The 20116-nt window shown below is 64.4% G+C and carries 19 protein-coding genes; 12 read left to right on the top strand and 7 right to left on the bottom strand.

Translation table 11 applies throughout. The features are described 5' to 3' along the window. The first annotated feature begins 59 nt into the window (after positions 1–59). From rpsA to O5O53_RS09755, 6 genes are all read left to right on the top strand, one after another. A complete protein-coding gene (gene rpsA, locus O5O53_RS09780) occupies positions 60–1523 on the top strand; it encodes a 30S ribosomal protein S1 (protein ID WP_194990089.1) in 1464 nt (487 codons plus the stop codon). A gap of 105 nt (positions 1524–1628) precedes the next feature. Further along, positions 1629–2222: a dephospho-CoA kinase gene (gene coaE / locus O5O53_RS09775; RefSeq protein ID WP_269511733.1), complete on the top strand. Its 594-nt coding sequence runs from the start codon at positions 1629–1631 to the stop codon at positions 2220–2222. Between the two features lie 68 nt (positions 2223–2290). Beyond that, entirely contained in the window at positions 2291–2641 is a 351-nt protein-coding gene (locus tag O5O53_RS09770) for a DUF4259 domain-containing protein (protein WP_269511731.1), read from the top strand. A 66-nt stretch (positions 2642–2707) separates the two neighbouring features. After that, on the top strand, positions 2708–4807 hold the full coding sequence (gene uvrB, locus O5O53_RS09765; protein WP_269511729.1) for an excinuclease ABC subunit UvrB: 2100 nt from the start codon (positions 2708–2710) through the stop codon (positions 4805–4807). Between the two features lie 15 nt (positions 4808–4822). After that, positions 4823–5281, top strand: a complete 459-nt coding sequence (locus tag O5O53_RS09760; protein ID WP_181888348.1) for a universal stress protein — start codon at positions 4823–4825, stop codon at positions 5279–5281. Between the two features lie 59 nt (positions 5282–5340). After that, complete coding sequence (locus O5O53_RS09755) at positions 5341–5784, top strand: universal stress protein (RefSeq protein ID WP_181888349.1); 444 nt, start codon at positions 5341–5343, stop codon at positions 5782–5784. A gap of 4 nt (positions 5785–5788) precedes the next feature. Here the strand turns inward: O5O53_RS09755 and O5O53_RS09750 are convergent, their stop codons facing one another. The 3 genes from O5O53_RS09750 to O5O53_RS09740 all read right to left on the bottom strand — a co-directional run bounded on the left by O5O53_RS09750 (position 5789) and on the right by O5O53_RS09740 (position 9732). Beyond that, positions 5789–7942 carry a HelD family protein gene (locus tag O5O53_RS09750; protein ID WP_269511727.1) on the bottom strand — a complete coding sequence of 718 codons (2154 nt, stop codon included), beginning with the start codon at positions 7940–7942 and terminating at the stop codon, positions 5789–5791. 67 nt (positions 7943–8009) lie between these two features. Further along, on the bottom strand, positions 8010–9050 hold the full coding sequence (locus O5O53_RS09745) for a DoxX family membrane protein (RefSeq protein WP_269511725.1): 1041 nt from the start codon (positions 9048–9050) through the stop codon (positions 8010–8012). An 88-nt stretch (positions 9051–9138) separates the two neighbouring features. Next, positions 9139–9732, bottom strand: coding sequence for an MBL fold metallo-hydrolase (locus O5O53_RS09740; RefSeq protein ID WP_181888352.1), 594 nt, complete (start codon positions 9730–9732; stop codon positions 9139–9141). Between the two features lie 85 nt (positions 9733–9817). On the opposite strand from O5O53_RS09740, the gene uvrA reads away from it, so the two are divergent. The 4 genes from uvrA (at position 9818) to rplT (ending at position 14162) form a co-directional block, all read left to right on the top strand. Then, complete coding sequence (uvrA, locus tag O5O53_RS09735) at positions 9818–12676, top strand: excinuclease ABC subunit UvrA (RefSeq protein WP_269511723.1); 2859 nt, start codon at positions 9818–9820, stop codon at positions 12674–12676. Positions 12677–12926: 250 nt separating this feature from the next. Continuing rightward, positions 12927–13499 carry a translation initiation factor IF-3 gene (gene infC / locus O5O53_RS09730; protein ID WP_082855650.1) on the top strand — a complete coding sequence of 191 codons (573 nt, stop codon included), beginning with the start codon at positions 12927–12929 and terminating at the stop codon, positions 13497–13499. A 33-nt stretch (positions 13500–13532) separates the two neighbouring features. Further along, positions 13533–13727: a 50S ribosomal protein L35 gene (gene rpmI / locus O5O53_RS09725; protein ID WP_034999913.1), complete on the top strand. Its 195-nt coding sequence runs from the start codon at positions 13533–13535 to the stop codon at positions 13725–13727. Positions 13728–13778: 51 nt separating this feature from the next. Then, positions 13779–14162 carry a 50S ribosomal protein L20 gene (rplT, locus tag O5O53_RS09720; protein ID WP_070473163.1) on the top strand — a complete coding sequence of 128 codons (384 nt, stop codon included), beginning with the start codon at positions 13779–13781 and terminating at the stop codon, positions 14160–14162. A gap of 140 nt (positions 14163–14302) precedes the next feature. Here rplT and O5O53_RS09715 read toward each other — a convergent pair whose 3' ends face one another. The 4 genes from O5O53_RS09715 to O5O53_RS09700 form a co-directional block, all read right to left on the bottom strand. Next, positions 14303–15745, bottom strand: coding sequence for a hypothetical protein (locus tag O5O53_RS09715; RefSeq protein WP_269511720.1), 1443 nt, complete (start codon positions 15743–15745; stop codon positions 14303–14305). 162 nt (positions 15746–15907) lie between these two features. Further along, positions 15908–16600: a response regulator gene (locus O5O53_RS09710; protein ID WP_269511718.1), complete on the bottom strand. Its 693-nt coding sequence runs from the start codon at positions 16598–16600 to the stop codon at positions 15908–15910. A 10-nt stretch (positions 16601–16610) separates the two neighbouring features. After that, positions 16611–16778 (bottom strand): hypothetical protein, encoded by a 168-nt coding sequence (locus O5O53_RS09705; protein ID WP_269511716.1) that lies wholly within the window; start codon positions 16776–16778, stop codon positions 16611–16613. A gap of 135 nt (positions 16779–16913) precedes the next feature. Continuing rightward, complete coding sequence (locus O5O53_RS09700) at positions 16914–18059, bottom strand: histidine kinase (protein WP_269511714.1); 1146 nt, start codon at positions 18057–18059, stop codon at positions 16914–16916. A gap of 37 nt (positions 18060–18096) precedes the next feature. Here O5O53_RS09700 and O5O53_RS09695 point away from each other — a divergent pair, with 37 nt between their 5' ends. Next, positions 18097–18909 carry a TrmH family RNA methyltransferase gene (locus O5O53_RS09695; protein WP_269511712.1) on the top strand — a complete coding sequence of 271 codons (813 nt, stop codon included), beginning with the start codon at positions 18097–18099 and terminating at the stop codon, positions 18907–18909. A 134-nt stretch (positions 18910–19043) separates the two neighbouring features. Beyond that, positions 19044–20114 carry a phenylalanine--tRNA ligase subunit alpha gene (pheS, locus tag O5O53_RS09690; RefSeq protein WP_269511710.1) on the top strand — a complete coding sequence of 357 codons (1071 nt, stop codon included), beginning with the start codon at positions 19044–19046 and terminating at the stop codon, positions 20112–20114. The last annotated feature ends 2 nt before the right edge of the window (positions 20115–20116 follow it).

Here is a 20116-nt window from a genome sequence, read left to right as displayed (position 1 = left end):
CCGAGAGAGACGCTTCTGTCCAAACACGATCTCCTATTTTTTCGGAGCACATAGAACTTATGCGCACTTCCAACGCACCCCAGGTAGCCATCAACGACATCGGTGGCCCTGAGGAATTCCTCGCCGCAGTCGACGCGACCATCAAGTACTTCAACGATGGCGACATCGTCACCGGCACCGTGGTCAAGGTCGACCACGACGAGGTCCTGCTCGACATCGGCTACAAGACCGAGGGCATCATCCTCACCCGCGAGCTGTCCATCAAGCACGACGTCGACCCGGAAGACGTGGTCGAGGTCGGCGATGAGATCGACGCACTTGTCCTGACCAAGGAGGACAAGGAAGGCCGCCTGATGCTGTCCAAGAAGCGTGCTCAGTACGAGCGCGCTTGGGGCACCATCGAGGAGCTGCAGGCCAACGACCAGCCGGTTACCGGCACCGTCATCGAGGTCGTCAAGGGCGGCCTCATCCTCGACATCGGCCTGCGCGGCTTCCTGCCGGCATCGCTGGTCGAGATGCGCCGCGTCCGCGACCTGGATCCGTACATCGGCCAGGAGCTCGAGGCGAAGATCATCGAGCTGGACAAGCACCGCAACAACGTGGTCCTGTCCCGCCGCGCTTACCTGGAGGAGACCCAGTCCGCGGTCCGCTCCGACTTCCTGCACCAGCTGCAGAAGGGCCAGGTCCGCAAGGGCGTCGTGTCCTCCATCGTCAACTTCGGTGCGTTCGTCGATCTCGGCGGCGTCGACGGCCTGGTGCACGTCTCCGAGCTGTCCTGGAAGCACATCGACCACCCGTCCGAGGTCGTCGCAGTGGGCGACGAGGTCACCGTCGAGGTGCTCGACGTCGATCTCGACCGCGAGCGTGTCTCCCTGTCGCTGAAGGCGACCCAGGAGGATCCGTGGCGCGTCTTCGCCCGCACCCACGCTGTGGGCCAGATCGTCCCGGGCAAGGTCACCAAGCTCGTCCCGTTCGGCGCGTTCGTCCGCGTCGAGGAGGGCATCGAGGGCCTCGTCCACATCTCCGAGCTGGCGCAGCGCCACGTGGAGGTCCCGGACCAGGTTGTCAACGTCGGCGAAGAGGTCATGGTCAAGGTCATCGACATCGACCTGGACCGTCGCCGCATCTCCCTGTCCCTCAAGCAGGCTGACGAGGACTACGTCGAGGAGTTCGATCCGTCCCGCTACGGCATGGCCGACTCCTACGACGAGCAGGGCAACTACATCTTCCCGGAGGGCTTCGACCCGGAGACCAACGAGTGGATGGAGGGCTACGACGAGGCTCGTCAGGCATGGGAGGCGCGCTACGCCGAGGCAGAGCGTCGCCACCAGGCCCACACCGCCCAGATCGAGCGTCACCGCGCCGCTGCCGCCGAGGCCGCGGAGCAGGAGGGCGATCAGGCCAACTACTCCTCCGAGTCTGCAGCTGCAGCTCCGGCAGCTGAGCAGGCTGAGGAGAACATCGGCTCGCTGGCCTCCGACGAGCAGCTCGCGGCTCTGCGCGACAAGCTCGCTGGCAACTAAGCACTCGCAGGCTCGTGCTTAGGAGAAACTCTTAAGCATCTTGCTTAGCGACGAGCGCTCCGCACACCACACAGGTGTGCGGGGCGTTTTGCTATCTTCGGCCCCATGAAGAAAGTGGGCCTGACAGGCGGTATCGGCAGCGGAAAATCGACGGTGGCGCGGATGCTTGGCCGCGCCGGCTTCGCCGTGGTCGACGCCGACCAAATCGCACGCGAGATCATGGAACCCGGCTCACCCGTGCTGACTGAGGTGGCCGCAGAGTTCGGCGCGGACCTCATCGGCGACGACGGGGCCCTGAACCGCGGGGAGCTCGCGCGACGCGCGTTTGCCACCACCGAGGACACCAAGCGCCTCAACGCGATCACGCACCCCGCCATCCGGGCAGAGTCCGGGCGCCGCTTCGCCGCCGCGGAAGAAGCGGGGGAGCAGGCCGTCATCTACGACATGCCGCTGCTCGTGGACCTCGGGCTGCACAAAGACATGGACCTCACCGTTGTCGTGGATGTGGACAAGGAGGAGAGGGTCCGGAGGCTCGTCGCAAAGCGAGGGCTCGACGAGGCCGACGCGAGGGCCCGCATGGCGCAGCAGATCGACGATGAGACTCGGCTGGCGGCGGCAGACGTCGTGATCGACAACAACGGCCCGCTCGACGCGCTCGACCCGCAGGTGGCTGCGCTGGTTGAGAAAATCAAAGGTTAGTGAACTGTACCGGGGAATTTAACCGGTGTGACACGTTTCATTTACCTTGCTGCCTTAACTTTCGGTGCATGGGAACGTGGAACACGGGGCCGTTCGACAACGACTCCGCAAATGATGCCGTGGCAGCGCTGGTCAACGGCACGTTCCGCATGGACCAGTTCCGCTTCGAATGCGGTTTGGGCTCACTGGGAACGGGGGAAGCGGAATCCGTGATCGCGCTCGCCGCAGTGATCAACGGCCATCTGCCGGAGGGGCTCGAGGGCAGGATCGACTACCCGTTTACCATGGACGACAGGCAGTGGATCCGCCGCCGCGCTCAGGCGGTGATGCGCCCGGGCGGTTCCGCGCTGTACTCCATGTGGGAGGAAGCCGGCGAGCTGCAGGAGTGGCTGGAAACCTCCCGCAAGTACGCCGCCTAGGCGCTCGCGGCATTGCTTATCGACGAGCGATGCCTCGCCGACGCTCTTGGCGATACACTGGCCGCTATGGCTTTTGCTGCTGAACATCCCGTCCTCGCGCAGTCTGAGTTTCGCCCCGTGGGCGAGATTGAGCGGCGCGAGAAACCCTTCGAGGTCGTCTCCGAGTTCGAGCCCTCCGGCGACCAGCCCACGGCGATCGCGCAGCTGGACGAGCGTTTGAACCGCGGCGAGCGCGACGTCGTGCTCATGGGCGCGACCGGCACCGGTAAGTCCGCCACCGCCGCGTGGCTGATTGAGAAGCAGCAGCGTCCCACGCTGGTGATGGCGCCGAACAAGACGCTGGCCGCGCAGCTGGCAAACGAGCTGCGCCAGCTGCTGCCCAACAACGCGGTGGAGTACTTCGTGTCTTACTACGACTACTACCAACCGGAGGCCTACATCGCCCAGACGGACACCTACATTGAGAAGGACTCGTCCATCAACGACGACGTGGAGCGCCTCCGCCACTCCGCCACCTCCGCGCTTTTGAGCCGCCGCGATGTGGTCGTGGTGTCCTCGGTGTCCTGCATCTACGGCCTGGGCACCCCGCAGTCCTACCTGGACCGCTCTATTGTGCTGCGCGTGGGCGAGGAAGTGGAGCGCGACCGATTTCTGCGCCTTTTGGTGGACGTGCAATACGAGCGCAACGACATCGACTTCAAGCGCGGCACTTTCCGCGTCAAGGGCGACACCGTGGACATCATCCCGGCCTACGAAGAGGTGGCTGTGCGCGTGGAGTTTTTCGGCGACGAGGTGGACTCGCTGTACTACATTCACCCGCTCACCGGCGACGTGATCAGCCAGGAAGATGAAGTGCGCATCTTCCCGGCCACCCACTACGTGGCCACGGACGAGCGCATGGAAAAGGCAATCGAGGCTATCAAGGAGGAGCTCGCGGACAGGCTCGAGGAGCTGGAGAACAAGGGCAAGCTGCTCGAGGCGCAGCGCCTTCGCATGCGCACCGAGTACGACCTGGAGATGATCCAGCAGGTCGGGTTCTGCTCCGGCATTGAGAACTACTCGCGCCACATGGACGGCCGCCCGGCGGGGTCTGCGCCGGCGACGCTCATCGACTACTTCCCGGAGGACTTCCTCACCATCATCGACGAGTCCCACGTCACCGTGCCCCAGATCGGCGGCATGTTCGAGGGCGACATGTCGCGCAAGCGCAACCTGGTGGAGTTCGGCTTCCGCTTGCCGTCCGCGGTGGACAACCGCCCGTTGACTTTCGACGAGTTCGAGGCCCGCGTCGGCCAGACCGTGTACATGTCCGCCACCCCCGGCGACTACGAACTCGAGGCTGCCCAGGGCGAGTTTGTGGAGCAGGTGATCCGCCCGACCGGCCTGGTGGACCCGAAGGTCACCGTCAAGCCCACCAAGGGCCAGATCGACGACCTGATCGACGAGATCCGCCAACGTACCGACAAAGACGAGCGCGTCCTGGTGACCACCCTGACCAAGCGCATGGCCGAGGACCTCACGGACTACCTGCTGGATAACGGCATCAAGGTGCGCTACCTGCACTCGGACATCGACACCCTGCAGCGCGTGGAACTGCTGCGCCAGCTGCGACTCGGCGAGTACGACGTGCTCGTGGGCATCAACCTGCTGCGCGAGGGCCTGGACCTTCCCGAGGTCTCCCTCGTCGCCATCCTGGACGCGGACAAGGAGGGCTTCTTGCGCTCGACCAAATCCCTCATCCAGACCATCGGCCGTGCCGCACGAAACGTCTCCGGCGAGGTGATCATGTACGCCGACCAGGTCACCGAGTCGATGCAGGAGGCCATCGACGAAACCGAGCGCCGCCGCGAGAAGCAGATCGCCTACAACGAAGAACACGGCATCGACCCGCAGCCGCTGCGCAAAGCTATCGCGGACATTCTGGACCAGGTGTACGAGAACGCGGACGCGGATGCGTCGGCAAGCTTGAGCTCCGATGCGGCCGTCGCCGAGCGCCCGGATGTGTCCACCATGGCCTCGGACGAGGTGCAAAAGCTTATCGACGACCTGACGGTCCAAATGCGCGACGCCGCCGGGGAACTGAAGTTTGAGCTTGCTGGAAGACTCAGAGACGAGATTGCCGATCTCAAGCGGGAGCTGCGTGGTATTAAAGACACAGGCAATTAGCGAAAGGAACCTGCTTTGCACACCTACAAGTCGATCGCTGTCGGCACCGACGGCTCCGCCACCTCCATGGTCGCAGTGCGTGCCGCGGCCAGCCTCGCCCGCGTCTACGGTGCCGAGCTGACCATCATCTGCGCCCACTACACCGCGTCCGGCTCGATGCTGAACTCCACCAACGCGGAGCTGTCCCGCGTGGACATCGTCACCGCCACCAACGCGCGCGAGATTCTGCGCAAGGCGGACGAGATTGCCAAGGAGGAGCAGGCCGGCAAGGTCAACCTGGTGTCCAAGGGCGGCCAGCCCGCGAACGTGCTGGTGGAGGCCGTCGGCGAATACGGCGTTGACCTGCTCGTGGTGGGCAACAAGGGCATGCGCTCCATGGCCGGGCGCATCTTCGGCAACATCCCCGGCAACGTGGCCAAGAAGGCCCCAGTGGACGTCATGCTCGTTGATACCCGGGCAGAGGGACACGACTAAACCCGCAAGGGGTACACTGACCACGCTAACCGCGTCGCATTTTTGAAAGGTGATTTCACATGGCCGATAACTACAAGACCATCGTCGTCGGCTCCGACGGTTCCAAGTCCTCTCTGCTGGCCGTTGAGCGCGCCGCGAAGATTGCAGCTGCCTTCGGTTCCACCCTCGTCATCGGTACCGCGTACTACGAGAACGAGGAAGAGGCCGCGAAGACCCTGCGTCAGGATTCCGTGACCATTCTGGGCGACCAGAAGGCGCTGGAGAACCTCGAGGGCGCAGCTGAGCACGCCCGCGCCGCTGGCGCACCGGACGTGCAGACCGCAACCCGCCCGGGCACCCCGGTGCAGGCGCTGATGGCCATCGTCAACGACAACAAGGCGGACCTGCTCGTGGTGGGCAACCGCGGCATCAACTCCCTGACCGGCCGCCTGCTGGGCTCCGTGCCGGCGGACGTCGCGCGTCAGTCCGACTGCGACGTCATGATCGTTCACACCGTGAACTAGGGCGCTATTCGCCGACCACCGTCAGCGTCTGCGTGGCGCGGGTGACGGCGACGTAGAGGTCTTGCCACCCCTGTGGCGAGGCCTCTTTAATTTTGCTCGGCTCCACCACGACGACGTTGTCGAACTCGAGGCCCTTCATCTCCCCGACGTTGTCTGCGTCGATGACGGCGGTTAAGCCGTCGCGCTTCTCGACGAGGCTAAAGTCCTCCACGAACTGCACCGGCACGCCGGATTCGCGGATCGCCTCCGGGACGGTGGCCTCCGGGTCAATCTCAGCCAGGATCTCGGCGGCGTAGTCCGCGATTTCCTTCGGCGTGCGGTAGTTCACCGTCAGCTCGTGCAGGCGGAACCGGTTGCCCACAAAAGGCTCAAGCGCGTTGGTCCAGTCGTCGACGCCGGCGGGGGAGGACGTTTGGGCAGTGTCGCCCACCAGCGTCATCCACCGCGACGGGCAGCGGCGAAACACCATGCGCCACTCCATGGGGGACAGCTCCTGGGCCTCGTCGACGATGACGTGCCCGTACGCCCACGTCTGGTCCGCGCGTGCGCGCTGCGCGGTGGAGCGGGTGTCCGTCTCCCGCTGGCGGCTGGCGAGCGTCTCCGCGTCGATGACGTCGGCGGCGGAGAGGATCTCTGCCTCGAACTGGTCGTCGTCGTTGTCCGTGGACTCGGACGAGGACAGCACGTCGAGCGCGCCCTCCGCCTCGGCGACGAGCTCGCGCCATTCCTCTTCTTCCTTCCGGCGCTGCTCCTCGGGGTCGACGGTGCCGATGAGCACGGCCAGCTCGTCCACAAGCGCGGTGTCCGCGTGGCTGAACGCGGAGCCGGGCGCGCGGTACAAGGCGTCGCGGGTGTAGTCGTCGTAGTCGTGAGCTACCTCGGCGATGGCGTCCTTGTCGGTCAGCAGCGCGCCCAGCACCTCGACGGGGTCGAGCTCCGGGAAGTGCGTGTCGATGAGTTGCTCTACTTGGGGGTCGTCCGCGAGATCGTCGTGAAGCTGGTCCACATCCGCATCCGAGAGCAGGTTCGCCCCGCCGAGCGGGTCCTCGCCGATGCGCTTCGCCAGCGCCTCCGCGAGCAGCTGGGTGAGGTGCTCCGCGAAGTGGGCGCGAGCCTGGTTATGCGGGCGCCGCGAACGACGCGCCCTTGTGCGCGCGGCCTTGACCATCTGCGGGGTGGCATCCACCGGCACCGAATCGAAGGTGAGGCGCACGGGCTGCTCCGGCAACGTCTCGTAGGCCTGCACGGCGCGCTTGAGAATGGTCACCATCTCCTCGGAGCCTTTCACCTCGCGCGCGGCGATCGAGTCTTCACCGGTGGGGGCAAAGCCCGGCACGAGCTGGTCGGTAGTGGACAGCACCACGCCCGTCTCGCCGAGCTCCGGCAGCACGCGGGAGATGTACTCGAGGAACGTTGCGTTCGGGCCGAGCACCAGCACGCCGGTGCGGGTGAGCTGCTCGCGCCAGGTGTAGAGCAAGTACGCGATGCGGTGCAGCGCCACGGCTGTCTTGCCGGTGCCCGGCCCACCCTGGACCACCATGACGCCGCGGGTGGCGTCCCGGATGATCTCGTCCTGCTCGCGTTGGATGGTTTCCACGATGGAGCGCATGTGGCCGGTGCGGGCCTCGTTCATCGCGCGGCGCAGCGCCGCCTCGGATCCGACACCGGCATGTGAGGTCTCCGCGCCGTCGCCGGAGAGCACCTCGTCGTCCACCGCCGTGACGGTGCGGCCGCGCATTCGGATGTTGCGGCGCGTTTCCACGCCCTCCGGGTGGGCGGTGGTTGCGAGGTAGAACGGGCGGGCGAGGGGAGCGCGCCAGTCCAGCAGGAGGGTGCGGTAGTTGTCCTCCCGGTCGTCAATGCCCATGCGGCCGATGTAGCGCCGCTCCAGATCGGGCCGCCCCGGCACCGGGTTCTCCGGGTCGTCGTCGGCGACGTCGATGCGGCCGAAGACCAAACCGGTCTCCGCGACGTTGAGCGCGTCCAGCTTCGCGTTGAGCCCGTGGTACTCCGTTTCGCGGCGCACCAGCGCGTCCGAGTCCGGGTTGTCCGGGTCCACGTCGCGCTGCACCTCTTCAAGGCGTGCTTGCGCCCGTGCCACCTCGCTATCCAGGTGCGCGAAGAGCTGATCCACGTACGTCTGTTCTGTTTCCTGCATCCCCACAACAAACGGCCCCGGGGCTGGGAATATTCCCAGCCCCGGGGCCGCTAAGTAGTCCGAGTGGTTACGCGAACTTCTTCTGCGCCTTCTTCACCAGCTTCTGCGCCTTCTTCTCGGCCTTCTTGGCCTTGCGCTTCCACTTGAGCTTGGTGATCCAGTTCGGGTCAGTGTCCAACTTGTCCCAAGCGTCCTGCAGGGAGTCGACCGCGTTCTGCGCCTTGTCCTGAGCCTTTGCGGAGGCTTTGTTGACCTTGCGCTTCGCCTTGAACTTGTCCAGGGCGGACGGCTGCAGGTCGTCCAACTGGCCCTGCAGGTCGCCGACGACGCTGTTGACCTTGCGCTTCGCCTTGAACTGCTGGATCTTGGACGGCTTGATATCGCCGTATGCGTCCTCGGCCTTGTCAGAGGCCTTCTCGGCAGCGTCGTCCAGCCAGTCGCCCGCGTCGGACAGGAAGCTGGAGGCCTGCTTCTTGGCGTCGCCCAGCCAGTCGTTCGCGGCGTCGCTGGCCTTGTTGGCCTTCTTCTTCCAGTCGCCCTTGTTGTCGTCGACGTAATCGGTGACCTGGTCGGTCGCGTCGGAGAACCAGTCGGACGCCTTGTCCCAAGCCTTCTCGGTCTCAGACTTGGTCGGCAGCGCCTGCTTGACGTTCTTCTGCGCGGTCTGGGCAGCGTGCTGCGCGCGCCACTTCAGGTCCGGCTTGCCGTTGTTGTCCACGGTGGCCAGCAGCACACCGCCGGCCAGGCCGAGGTCAGTCAGGGCACCGGTGCGACGGCGTGCCTTCTCGTCGTCATCCTCTGCCTCCCAGAACGCGTGGCGGCCCACAACGGTAGGCAGCGCGGTGGCGGCCAGCAGGGTGGCGGACAGGCGCGGGAACTTGTCGATGGCGAAGGACGCGCCAGCGCCAGCCTTGGTAGCGCCGACGATCTGCGCGGCGGTCTCCGGGCTCTTCGGCAGGAAGCCGCGGTACTCGCGCGGGGTCAGGGCGCGCAGCTTCTTCAACACGCTGTCCGCGCTGTCCTTGTGGCCAGCCGGGTTCAGCAGGGTCTCGACACCGTCGATCACGTAGACCGAAGCCAGCATCGGGCGTGCGATTTTCCGGATCATACTTTTACCCAATCCTTACTTTTTTGTAGCTGAATGTGCTCCCGCCGAGTGTAGCGATTTTGCGCCACCGCGGTGGTGGGTTTTTCGGTTACCAGCGACGATCCCACCAGTCGTCCAGGTGCGGGCGCTCCTCGCCGAGCGTGGTGGGTTTGCCGTGGCCCGGCCAAACGACGGCCTCGTCCGGGTAGACGTCGAAGACCTTCTCCTTCACGTCGTTGAAGAGGCGGACAAAGTCTCCCTCGGACTGGGTTTTGCCCAAACCGCCGGGAAACAGCGAGTCGCCGACGAACAGGTTGACCGTGCCGTCAATCTCCGCAGTCAGGCAGGCGCCGCCCGGGGTGTGGCCGCGCAGGATGGTCACGGGGAGCGTGTGGCCGGCGAACTCGATCGTGTCGCCGTCGTTGAGCTCCACATCGGCCGGGGCAGGGATCGCCGGGGCGTCCAAGAACGGCGCGTAGTGCTTCGCGCCGGTGGCTTCGAGCACTTCCTTGAGCGCCCGGGTGTGGTCGTAGTGCCGGTGCGTGGTCAGCACCGCGGTGATCTTCACGCCGGCGTCGTCGGCCATGGCCAGGAGTTCGGGGGCGTGCGAAGCTGCGTCGATAAGCAACCCCTGCCCCTCGCTGCAGAGGAGGTAGCAGTTGTTGTCCATGTCGGAGACAGAGATATGACGAAGGGTAAGCATGCACCCAAGGCTACTCAGGAATGTTTCCCCGCAATCGCGCGTTGGTAGCGTCTTGGGAGTACTAATCGACGAAAGCGAGAGTGACGTGGCCGAAAAGCTGACAGTGCGCGGCGCGCGCGAACACAACCTCAAGGGCGTGGACATTGAGCTGCCCCGCGACAAGATGGCGGTGTTTACCGGCCTGTCCGGCTCCGGCAAGTCCTCCCTCGCCTTCGACACCATCTTCGCCGAAGGCCAGCGCCGCTACGTGGAATCGCTGTCCTCCTATGCCCGCATGTTCCTGGGGCAGATGGACAAGCCGGACGTGGACTACATCGACGGGTTGAGCCCGGCGGTGTCCATCGACCAGAAGTCCACCAACCGTAACCCGCGCTCCACCGTTGGCACCATCACGGAGATCTACGACTACCTGCGCTTGTTGTACTCGCGCGCAGGCACCCCGCACTGCCCGGTGTGCGACGCGGTGATTGAGCGCCAGACCCCGCAGCAGATCGTGGACCGCGTGCTCGAGCTGGAGGAGCGCACGAAGTTCCAGGTGCTCGCGCCGATTGTGCGCAAGCGCAAGGGCGAGTTCCAGGACTTGTTCGCCGACCTGTCCTCGCAGGGCTATTCGCGCGTGAACGTGGACGGGGAGACCTACCAGCTTTCGGATCCGCCGAAGCTGGAAAAGCAGATCAAGCACAACATCGATGTGGTGGTGGACCGCCTCACCGTCAAGGCCAGCCAGAAGCAGCGCCTGACAGATTCTGTGGAGACGGCGCTCAAGCTTGCCGACGGTCTGGTCGGCTTCGACTTTGTGGAGCTGGACGCCGATGACCCGGAGCGCGTGCAGATCTTCTCCGAGAAGATGGCCTGCCCGAACGGCCACAAGCTCAATGTGGAGGAGTACGAGCCGCGCGCGTTCTCCTTCAACTCGCCGTTCGGCGCCTGCCCGGCCTGCGACGGCCTGGGCGTGCGCAAGGAGATCGACGTGGACCTGGTCATCCCGGACCCGGACGCGCCCGCGGTGGACGCGTTCCAGCCGTGGAACTCCAGCCCGAACAAGAAGTACTTCACCAAACTCATCGAGGCGCTGGCGAAAGAGGAGAAATTCGACGCCAACGCGCCGCTGAGCTCGCTGACCAAGACGCAGCGCAAGCACCTGATCCACGGCTCGTCCACGAAGGTCAACGTGCGCTACAAGAACCGCTACGGGCGCCAGCGCTCTTACACGGCGGCCTACGAGGGCATCGTGGGCTACCTGGAGCGCAAGCTGGAGCAGACTGAGTCTGAAACGCAGAAGGAACGCCTGCTCGCGTACACCCGCGAGGTGCCGTGCCCGACGTGTGACGGTGCGCGCCTGAAGCCGGAGATCCTGGCTGTGCGCCTGGCGTCGACCACGCACGGCGAGAAGTCCATCGCGGGCCTGACACAGCTGTCCATCGAGGAAGCCTCCGAGTACCTGGACAACCTGGTGTTGGGCTACCGCGAGGAAATGATCGCCGGCGCGGTGCTGCGCGAGATCCAGGCGCGCCTGCACTTCCTGTTGGACGTGGGGCTGAACTACCTCGCCCTGGCCCGCTCCGCCGGCACCCTGTCCGGCGGCGAGGCGCAGCGCATCCGCCTGGCCACCCAGATCGGCTCCGGCCTGGCCGGTGTGCTCTACGTGCTGGACGAGCCGTCCATCGGCCTGCACCAGCGCGACAACCAGCGCCTGATCACCACCCTGAAGAAGCTGCGCGATTTGGGCAACACCCTGGTCGTGGTGGAGCACGACGAGGACACCATCCGGGAGGCGGACTGGCTCATCGACATCGGCCCGCGCGCCGGCGAATACGGCGGGGAAGTGGTCTACCAGGGCAAGCCGGAGGGCATCCTCAAGTCCAAGGACTCGATCACGGGCGACTACCTGGCTGGCCGCAAGGTGATCGAGGTGCCGGAGCACCGGAGGGACGTCGATAAGCAACGGCAACTGAAGGTCATCGGCGCGCGCGAGAACAACCTGGACAACGTCAGCGTAAACATCCCGCTCGGCGTGCTGGTGGCCGTGACCGGCGTGTCCGGCTCCGGCAAGTCCACGCTGGTGAACCAGATTCTGGCCAAGACGCTGCAGAACCAGCTCAACGGCGCGCGCCAGGTGCCCGGCCGGGTGAAGAAGGTCGAGGGGCTGGAGCACCTGGACAAGCTCGTGCAGGTGGACCAGAGCCCGATCGGGCGCACACCGCGCTCCAACCCGGCGACCTACACCGGCGTGTTCGACAAGATCCGCAACCTGTTCGCCGAGACCCAGGAGGCGAAGGTGCGCGGCTACAAGGCCGGCCGCTTCTCCTTCAACGTCAAGGGCGGGCGCTGCGAGGCCTGCCACGGCGACGGCACCATCAAGATCGAGATGAACTTCCTGCCGGACGTGTACGTGCCGTGCGAGGTGTGCGAAGGCGCGCGCTACAACCGCGAGACGCTCGAGGTGCGCTACAAGGGCAAGAACATCGCCGAGGTGCTGGAGATGCCCATCTCCGAGGCCGCGGAGTTCTTCGAGCCGATCACCTCCATCCACCGCTACCTGCAAACGCTTGTGGACGTCGGGCTGGGCTACGTCCGGCTCGGCCAGAGCGCGACCACGCTCTCCGGCGGCGAGGCGCAGCGCGTCAAGCTCGCCGCGGAGCTGCAGAAGCGCTCCAACGGCCGCACGATCTACATCCTGGACGAGCCGACGACAGGCCTGCACTTCGAGGACATCCGCAAGCTCATGCTGGTGCTCAACGGCCTGGTGGAGAAGGGCAACACCGTGCTGGTCATCGAGCACAACCTGGACGTGATCAAGTCCGCGGACTGGATCGTGGACATGGGGCCAGAGGGCGGATCCGGCGGCGGCACGGTGGTGGCGCAGGGCACCCCGGAGGACGTCGCAAAGGTGCCCGGTTCCTTCACCGGGCAGTTCCTGCAGGACGTTCTGGCGAAGGCCTAGCGCATGCCGCGGCGCGCCGATTTGGTTTGTGCAGGCATGGGCATGTATATTGCTGCCTACACCGCCCAGCGTGCCCGTGTCATGCGGGTGCGAGGGCCGCAAGAGGAGTGAATCCCACCCCAAGCCGCTCACGTAAGTGAGTTGGATACGGGTCAAACGGTGCGCAAGACACAACTGTGTCTAAGTGTGCCATGGACGAACTCCCGCCACCCGTCAGGGTGAGCGGGTTTTTCGCGTGGGATGAGCCTGATTGCGGTTCAAGTGCGGCACGCATTGTTTCTTTAAGTCTCTAGGAGTTCTCATCAGCGCTGAAGCTCGGATCAATGAACGAATCCGCGTCCCTGAAGTTCGCCTCGTCGGCCCGTCCGGCGAGCAGGTGGGCATCGTCCGCACGGACGACGCCCGCAAGCTGGCGTACGAGGCGGACCTCGACCTGGTTGAGGTAGCCCCGAAGGCCAAGCCGCCCGTGGCCAAGATCATGGACTACGGCAAGTTCAAGTACGAGCAGGATCAGAAGGCCCGCGAGGCCCGCAAGAACCAGCAGCAGACCGTGGTCAAGGAACAGAAGTTCCGCCCCAAGATTGATGAGCACGACTACCAGACCAAGAAGGGCAATGTTGAGCGCTTCCTGGAGAAGGGCAACAAGGTCAAGGTCACCATCATGTTCCGCGGCCGCGAGCAGGCCCGCCCCGAGCTGGGCTACCGCCTGCTGGAGCGTCTGGCTGAGGACATCGGGGAGCTCGGCGTTGTCGAGTCCCGTCCGAAGCAGGACGGCCGAAACATGACGATGGTCTTCGGACCGGCTCGCAAGGGCAAAAAGTAGTTCCAACAATCGACACTCTGAAGGGCTTTCACCATGAAGCAGAAGACCCACAAGGGCACCGCAAAGCGCATCAAGGTCAACGGCAAGGGCAAGCTGCGCCGCGAGCAGGCTGGTAAGCGCCACCTGAACGAGAAGCTCTCGTCGAAGCGCCGCCGCAAGCTGTCCGGCTCCACCGACGTCGCGAAGGCTGACGTCAAGCGCGCAAAGCGCCTCCTCGGCATGTCCTAAGCACTGCCCGATCAATCAACCGATACGAGAAAAGAAAAGGAAGTTTGACTCATGGCACGTGTGAAGCGTTCAGTCAATGCTAAGAAGAAGCGCCGCGCAATCCTCAAGTCCGCGAAGGGCTACCGCGGCCAGCGCTCCCGCCTGTACCGCAAGGCGAAGGAGCAGTGGCTGCACTCCCAGACCTACGCATACCGCGACCGCCGCAAGCGCAAGGGTGAGTTCCGCAAGCTGTGGATCCAGCGCATCAACGCCGCTGCCCGCATGAACGACATCACCTACAACCGCCTCATCCACGGCCTGAAGCTGGCCGAGGTCGAGGTCGACCGCAAGATCCTGGCCGAGCTGGCTGTCAGCGACTTCGCTGCCTTCTCCGCTCTGTGCGAGGTTGCGAAGAACGCTCTGCCGGAGGATGTCAACGCTCCGAAGGCTGCGTAAAGCACTTTCGCTTAACGACGAAGCTTCCGCCCATCCCCGCATTGATCGGGGAAGTGGCGGGAGCTTTTTCGTGTGCGACACGCAAATGGGAGCGCGCCCACCGCTGGGGTGGGCGCGCGAATCGCTGTGGTGGGGCTGTTTTAGAAGATGCCCTCGTTCTCGCGGCCGAAGTCGTCGAGCGTGACGTCGCGGGAGTCGACGTCCTGGTCGTTGTACTCGGAGTCGTCACCGTCCAGACGGCCAGTCTGGGAAACAGTGATGTAGTTGGTCAGACGGCCTTCCTTGGTGTTGCCGTCGCCGAAGGAGAAGGAGACAAGGTCAGCTTCCTCACCCGGGTTGATCGGGTTGGACAGGGTGACCTCGAAGATGCGAGCCTGCTCGTCCTCGTCCCAGCCCAGGTCGCGGGCGTAGCCGCCCTCGCGGGTGGTGGTGGTGATCAGGCGGTCAACGTTTTCCGGGCCGTCCTCGGTGCGGACTGCGACGCGGAAGGTCACTGCCGGGAACTCGCCCCAGTAGCGCTCGTTGCCGACGTTCTTCACGCGCAGAGCGGTGGAGCCGGCGAAGCCCTTCGCCTTCGCGGAGGACACGGTGAAGTACGGCTCGAGGTCCAGGTCGTGGTCGGCCTTCTCGTCGCCCTTGTTGGACTCGTCGGTGGACTCTTTCTTTTTGTCGGACGCGGCATCGACCTCGATGGCGCCCTCGGCCTTGTCGGACTCTTCCTTGGCCGCCTTTTCGTTCTCGGCTGCGAGGTTGACGTCCTTGTTGCTGACGTCGGCGGTTTTGTTATCGTCGACCTTTTCCACGTCGTCGATGTTGTCGCCCTTGTTCAGGGCGTCAACGTCCTGGTCGTACTCAGCGTTCGGCTCGTCCTTGACCTCGGTGGTCTGTGCGCCCTTGTTCGGCGCCCAGGAATCGGCCGGGGTGTCGAAGTTCTTCACGCGGACCTCGTTCTTCACCGGCATGTTTGCGACCCACGCGGTCGGGGTTGCCCAGGTGCCGTTCGGGCGGCAGCGCTGCTGGGTGCCAGTCATGGTGACGGTGCGGAAGCCGTAGGTGGCCTCACCGGTGTTGCCTGCCGGCACATCGTATGGGCCGACGGTCTGGCCGACGTTCCAGGACAGCTCAGCGGAGACGTCCCAGCCGAGCGCCTTCGCCACGGAGTAGCCGATGTTGCCCTCGATGCCGTCCTTGGAGCCGGAACCGCCCAGGTTCAGCGTCTCAGTCTTGGAGCCGTTGACGGAAGCGGAGACAGTCTGGGTGCGGGAGAGGTCCTGCTGCAGCGGGATTGCCTCGTCGGACAGGTTCGTGGTGGAGATGGTGCCCACCGGCAGGAAGTTGTCCTTCACCTTGTACACGACGGTGCGGTAGTCCTCGGTGGAGTTGCACACCGGGCGCGGGTTGAGCACGTTGGCCTTCAAGTGGTCGGAGCCGCGGTAGGTGTGGACGATCGGGAGTTTGTCGTTGTTCGCCGGGGTCTCGGGAGCGGACTCCTCGAGGGTGGTCGCGTTCGCGGGAGCGATGGCAGCGCCGGCCATCAGAGTACCGAGAAGCGCGGTAGTGATGCGTCGGGTCTTACGGGTCATACGTTGTCCTTTCCTGTGAAGCTACCGCCAGCGTCGCTAGCAGTCGGGGTGATTGCTTACAGGGGTCAACGTAAGGATGTTGCAGTCGAGTGACAAGGAAAATTTGGTGTCTCGGCACCTTCGTGCCCGATACCGATACTTTCGTTCAGAACCGGGGAGAGGCTAGCGCGTCTGTGGTCCTCGACCGTTGAGGACGGTAACCACGAGGTCGAGGCGGGAAGAGACTCCGTAGGCCGAAAGCAGCTTCGAGACCATCTTCTTCACGGTGGACTCGGAGTAGTTCAGGTGCTTCGCGATGTCGGCGTTGCTCAGGCCGTCGCAAAGCAGCTCAAGCACTTTCTGCTCGGTATCGGAAACGCCCGCAGGCACGTTGACCGTTGCCTTTGAGGGCTCGGGAGCTTGCGGTGCTTGTACCTCCCGCTGGGAGAGGTGGGGGAGCAGCTTGTTCATAGCGGCAGGTGAGATCACGGTGCCGCCTGCGACCGCCTGCCGCACCGAAAGGATGATTTCCTCGCGCGGTTGGCTCTTCAGAATGTAGCCGCGGCCGCCGTGGTCGAGGATGTCGAGCATCGCGGTGTCGTTATCCAGCGAGCTAATCGCCAAAAAGGCCGGGGCGGCACCGCGCGCGGCGAGGTTGCGCAGCAGCTCTGCGCCGCCCATGTGCTGCATGTAGACATCGGAGAGCACCACATCCACGTCTAGTTCGGGGATGCGCTCGAGCGCTTCGGATCCGTCCGAAGCAGTTTCGACGACGGTGATGCCCTCGGCGCTGTCGAGGTAGCTTTTCAGCACCTCGCGGACCAGCGGATCATCGTCGACGAGGAAAACCCGGATTGGGTGATCAGGGGTTGTCATCTCGGTGCAATTAGCACCACAGACGGCCGAGCATGCCGCCGCACTCGAAGGTGTCGCCGATGGCGCCAGCTGCGTAGGGAGTTGCCACGGTCTGTGCGTCTGCAGGTGCTGCAGGGGCGACGGCGATGAGGCCGGTTGCAACCAGGGCGGAGGCGGCGAGGCGAGCAAACTTGCGCATTTGCTTGTCCTTTCGTGAACTAAAGCTGTAAATCGCTACATCGAATTATGGGTGCATACGGTAACAATGTGCAATTAATTCGGGCGCTTAGGGGACAAGTTGGTACGAAAGTATCCTTCATGCCGACGTGGCAATCTACTTTCGTTCCTTCGGCACAGTGAGGTGGTAGCGGAACGCCTCGCCGTGATAGCCCGCATCGAGAGTGGCACCGTCTTCTGCCAACAGTGATGCGACCTCCCCCAAGCCGACGCCGGTGCTCATCTCAACTTTCTGCTCTTGCGGGGCGCCGAAGTTCTGCACCAAGATCTGCACGTCGTGGTCGTCTTCGACCGCGGCCACGATCACTGGTCGATGCTTATCTGCGTACTTGATCACGTTAGTCTGGATCTCACGGAACGCGCTTGGAGCGTGGCGCAAGGCAATCGAGTTCAGACCCTCGCCGTGCATGCCGCTTTCCGTGACCGTGTAGCCGTGGCTGCGCAAGGTGTCCGAAAAGGTCCGCAAGCAGTCATCCAATGTGGGTGTGCTCATGGCGTTGTTCTCGCTGAACTCCGCGGGATCGTCGGAACGCATAAACCGGATGAGCTGACGGACTTCCTGCATGGACCGTCGAGCGTCCTCGGCGATGAGTTTCGCCGCCTTTGCTGTTTGGTCGTCACCTGACATCGCCAAGGCCTCACTTCGGAGCACAACCGAGGTCAGCGACGACGCAACGGATCCGTGCAAGGCCTTTACGGTTCGATCTCTTTCGCGTTCCAGCTCCGCCTTTAGCCGATCTGCTTGGCGTTCTCGAGTGATGAGGAACGCGCGCAGAATCCAGCCAACTGCCCACGCGACAAGGAGCAGCACGAACAAAAAGATTGCCGTTTCAAAGGAAATGGGGAAATAGACCCCGGAGGGAAAGTCTGTCTGTGCGAGATACCAGAGATAGGCCAGCAACGGCAGGCTATAGCGCGCAGATATACGCAGCCCCACAACAGTGGCGATCGCGAACATGCCGATGATGATGATCGCGCTGCGGTACTCCGGTGCAACGTTGGAAAATTGCAGCAGGAAGCCGTATCCCAACCCGGCGGTGACCGGGGCGAAAAACGCGGCGACGATGAGAAATACCGCGTAGAGCGCCACCGCGAACCGGGACCACTCGACGGCAATGGGAGCCCCGCGCAGTGCCAGCAGCCCAAGAGCGAAAAGAAGAGCTGCGAGCGCAAAGCCAATGCGCCAACGGCGCGCCGCCGATGAAAGAAGGCGGGCGCGCACGAGCTCCGAAAACGTAGGCACGGCCAACAGCGTAGTGCCTGCAACGTAGTCTGGAGCTATGCCATTGGATTTCCAGCAGCCGTTTACAGAGCGCACTCCGCGTGTGGTTAATGCGGGGAAGTTGAAGAGAGCGCAAGCTCGTCGTAAAGCAAAGGCTTTTTTGGCGGAAGGCGAGAACGCTGTGGAAGCCGCCGTGGCAACGGGTGCGGCGACGGACCTCTTTGTTACCGAGGCCGCAGCCGAGCGCTTCGAGGAGATCGTGCGGGCGGCGGGCTACATGGACGTCTACACGCACCCGATCACGGACAAGGCGGCGGATTCGCTCGCGGACGCGGTGACGTCCACAGGCATTTTCGCGGTGTGTCGCCCTGTGCTGTGGACTGTGCCGAAGATTCTTAAGGGCCGTCCGAAGCTGGTGGCGGTGTGCGTGGAGACCAACGACCCCGGCAACGCCGGCACGATCATCCGCATCGCGGACGCTGTGGGCGCGGACGCGGTGATTTTTGCTGGTGACACTGTCGACCCAGAGTCGCCGAAGGTAGTGCGCTCGACAGCTGGTTCGCTGTTTCACATCCCCGTGGCGCGCGACCGCGACGTGCGCCGCGTCATCGGGCAGCTTGAAGACGCCGGGCTGTCCACCTTCGCCACCACCATGAACGGGGAGGTGAACCTGGCGCAGCCGGGGGAGACGCTCGCGCAGCCGACCGCTTGGCTGTTCGGCAACGAGGCGCATGGGCTTGGCGACGACATCCTCGCGACCGCCGACCACCGCGCCTCCATTCCGATTCAGGGCGGGGCGGAGTCGTTGAACCTGGCCACTGCGGCGAGTATCTGCCTGTGGGAGTCGTCGAAGGCGCTCGCGGAGGACTAGCTTTATCGGCTGGGTTTGCAGCGCCCGCCCTCGCGCGGTCGCTGTGTCGGCCGATAGGTAAAGTGGTGGACGCTTTTGAACCAACACCGCTGCGGTCTGTATGAACAGCGCAGCGCACTTGTGGAAAGGTGCGGGTGAACACGAGCGTGGCCGACAACGCAAACCCAACTCCGGAAATTGAACTGACCGAGGACGCCCTGAACAAGGCAGCGGACGAGGCGATCGCTGCCTTTGAGGCGGCCGAGGACCTCGCTGCGCTGGAGGAGGCGCACCGCGCGCACCTGGGGGAGAAGGCCCCGATCCTGCAGGCCCGCCGCGCGCTCGGGACGCTGCCGAAGGACCAGCGCAAAGATGCCGGTCGGTTCGTGAACATGGCCCGCGGCCGCGCAGAAAAGGCGTACGCCCAACTGCGCGTGCAGCGCGAGGCGGAGCACCGGGAGCGTCAGCTGCGCGAGGAGAAAGTGGACGTTACCCTGCCCACCTCCCGCACGCAGGCTGGCGCGATGCACCCTCTTACCACGCTGTCCGAGCACATCGCGGACATCTTCATCGGCATGGGCTGGGAGGTCGCGGAAGGCCCGGAGGTGGAAGCGGAGTACTTCAACTTCGACGCGCTGAACTTCATCCCGGACCACCCGGCCCGCACGCTGCAGGACACCTTCTACATCGGTGAGGAAGGCTCCAAGCAGGTCATGCGCACCCACACTTCGCCGGTGCAGGTGCGCACCATGCTTGAGCGCGACGTGCCCATCTACATCGCGTGCCCAGGGCGCGTGTTCCGCACCGACGAGCTGGACGCCACCCACACCCCGGTGTTCCACCAGGTGGAGGGTCTGGCCGTGGACAAGGGGCTGACCATGGCGCACCTGCGCGGCACTCTCGACCACCTGGCCAAGGTGCTGTTCGGCCCGGAGACGAAGACGCGCATGCGCACCAATTACTTCCCGTTCACCGAGCCGTCCGCTGAGGTGGACGTGTGGTTCCCCAACAAGAAGGGCGGCGCGGGCTGGATCGAGTGGGGCGGCTGCGGCATGGTCAACCCGAACGTGCTGCGTGCCGTAGGCATCGACCCGGAGGTCTACTCCGGCTTCGCATTCGGCATGGGCTTGGAGCGCACCCTCCAGTTCCGCAATGGTCTGTCGGACATGCGCGACATGGTCGAAGGCGACGTTCGTTTCACCATCCCGTTCGGCGTGCAGGCGTAAAG

The organism is Corynebacterium faecium (assembly GCF_027257105.1).
In the GTDB taxonomy this organism is placed as follows: Bacteria; Actinomycetota; Actinomycetes; order Mycobacteriales; family Mycobacteriaceae; genus Corynebacterium; species Corynebacterium lehmanniae.
This window is presented reverse-complemented; position numbering and strand designations above follow the sequence as displayed.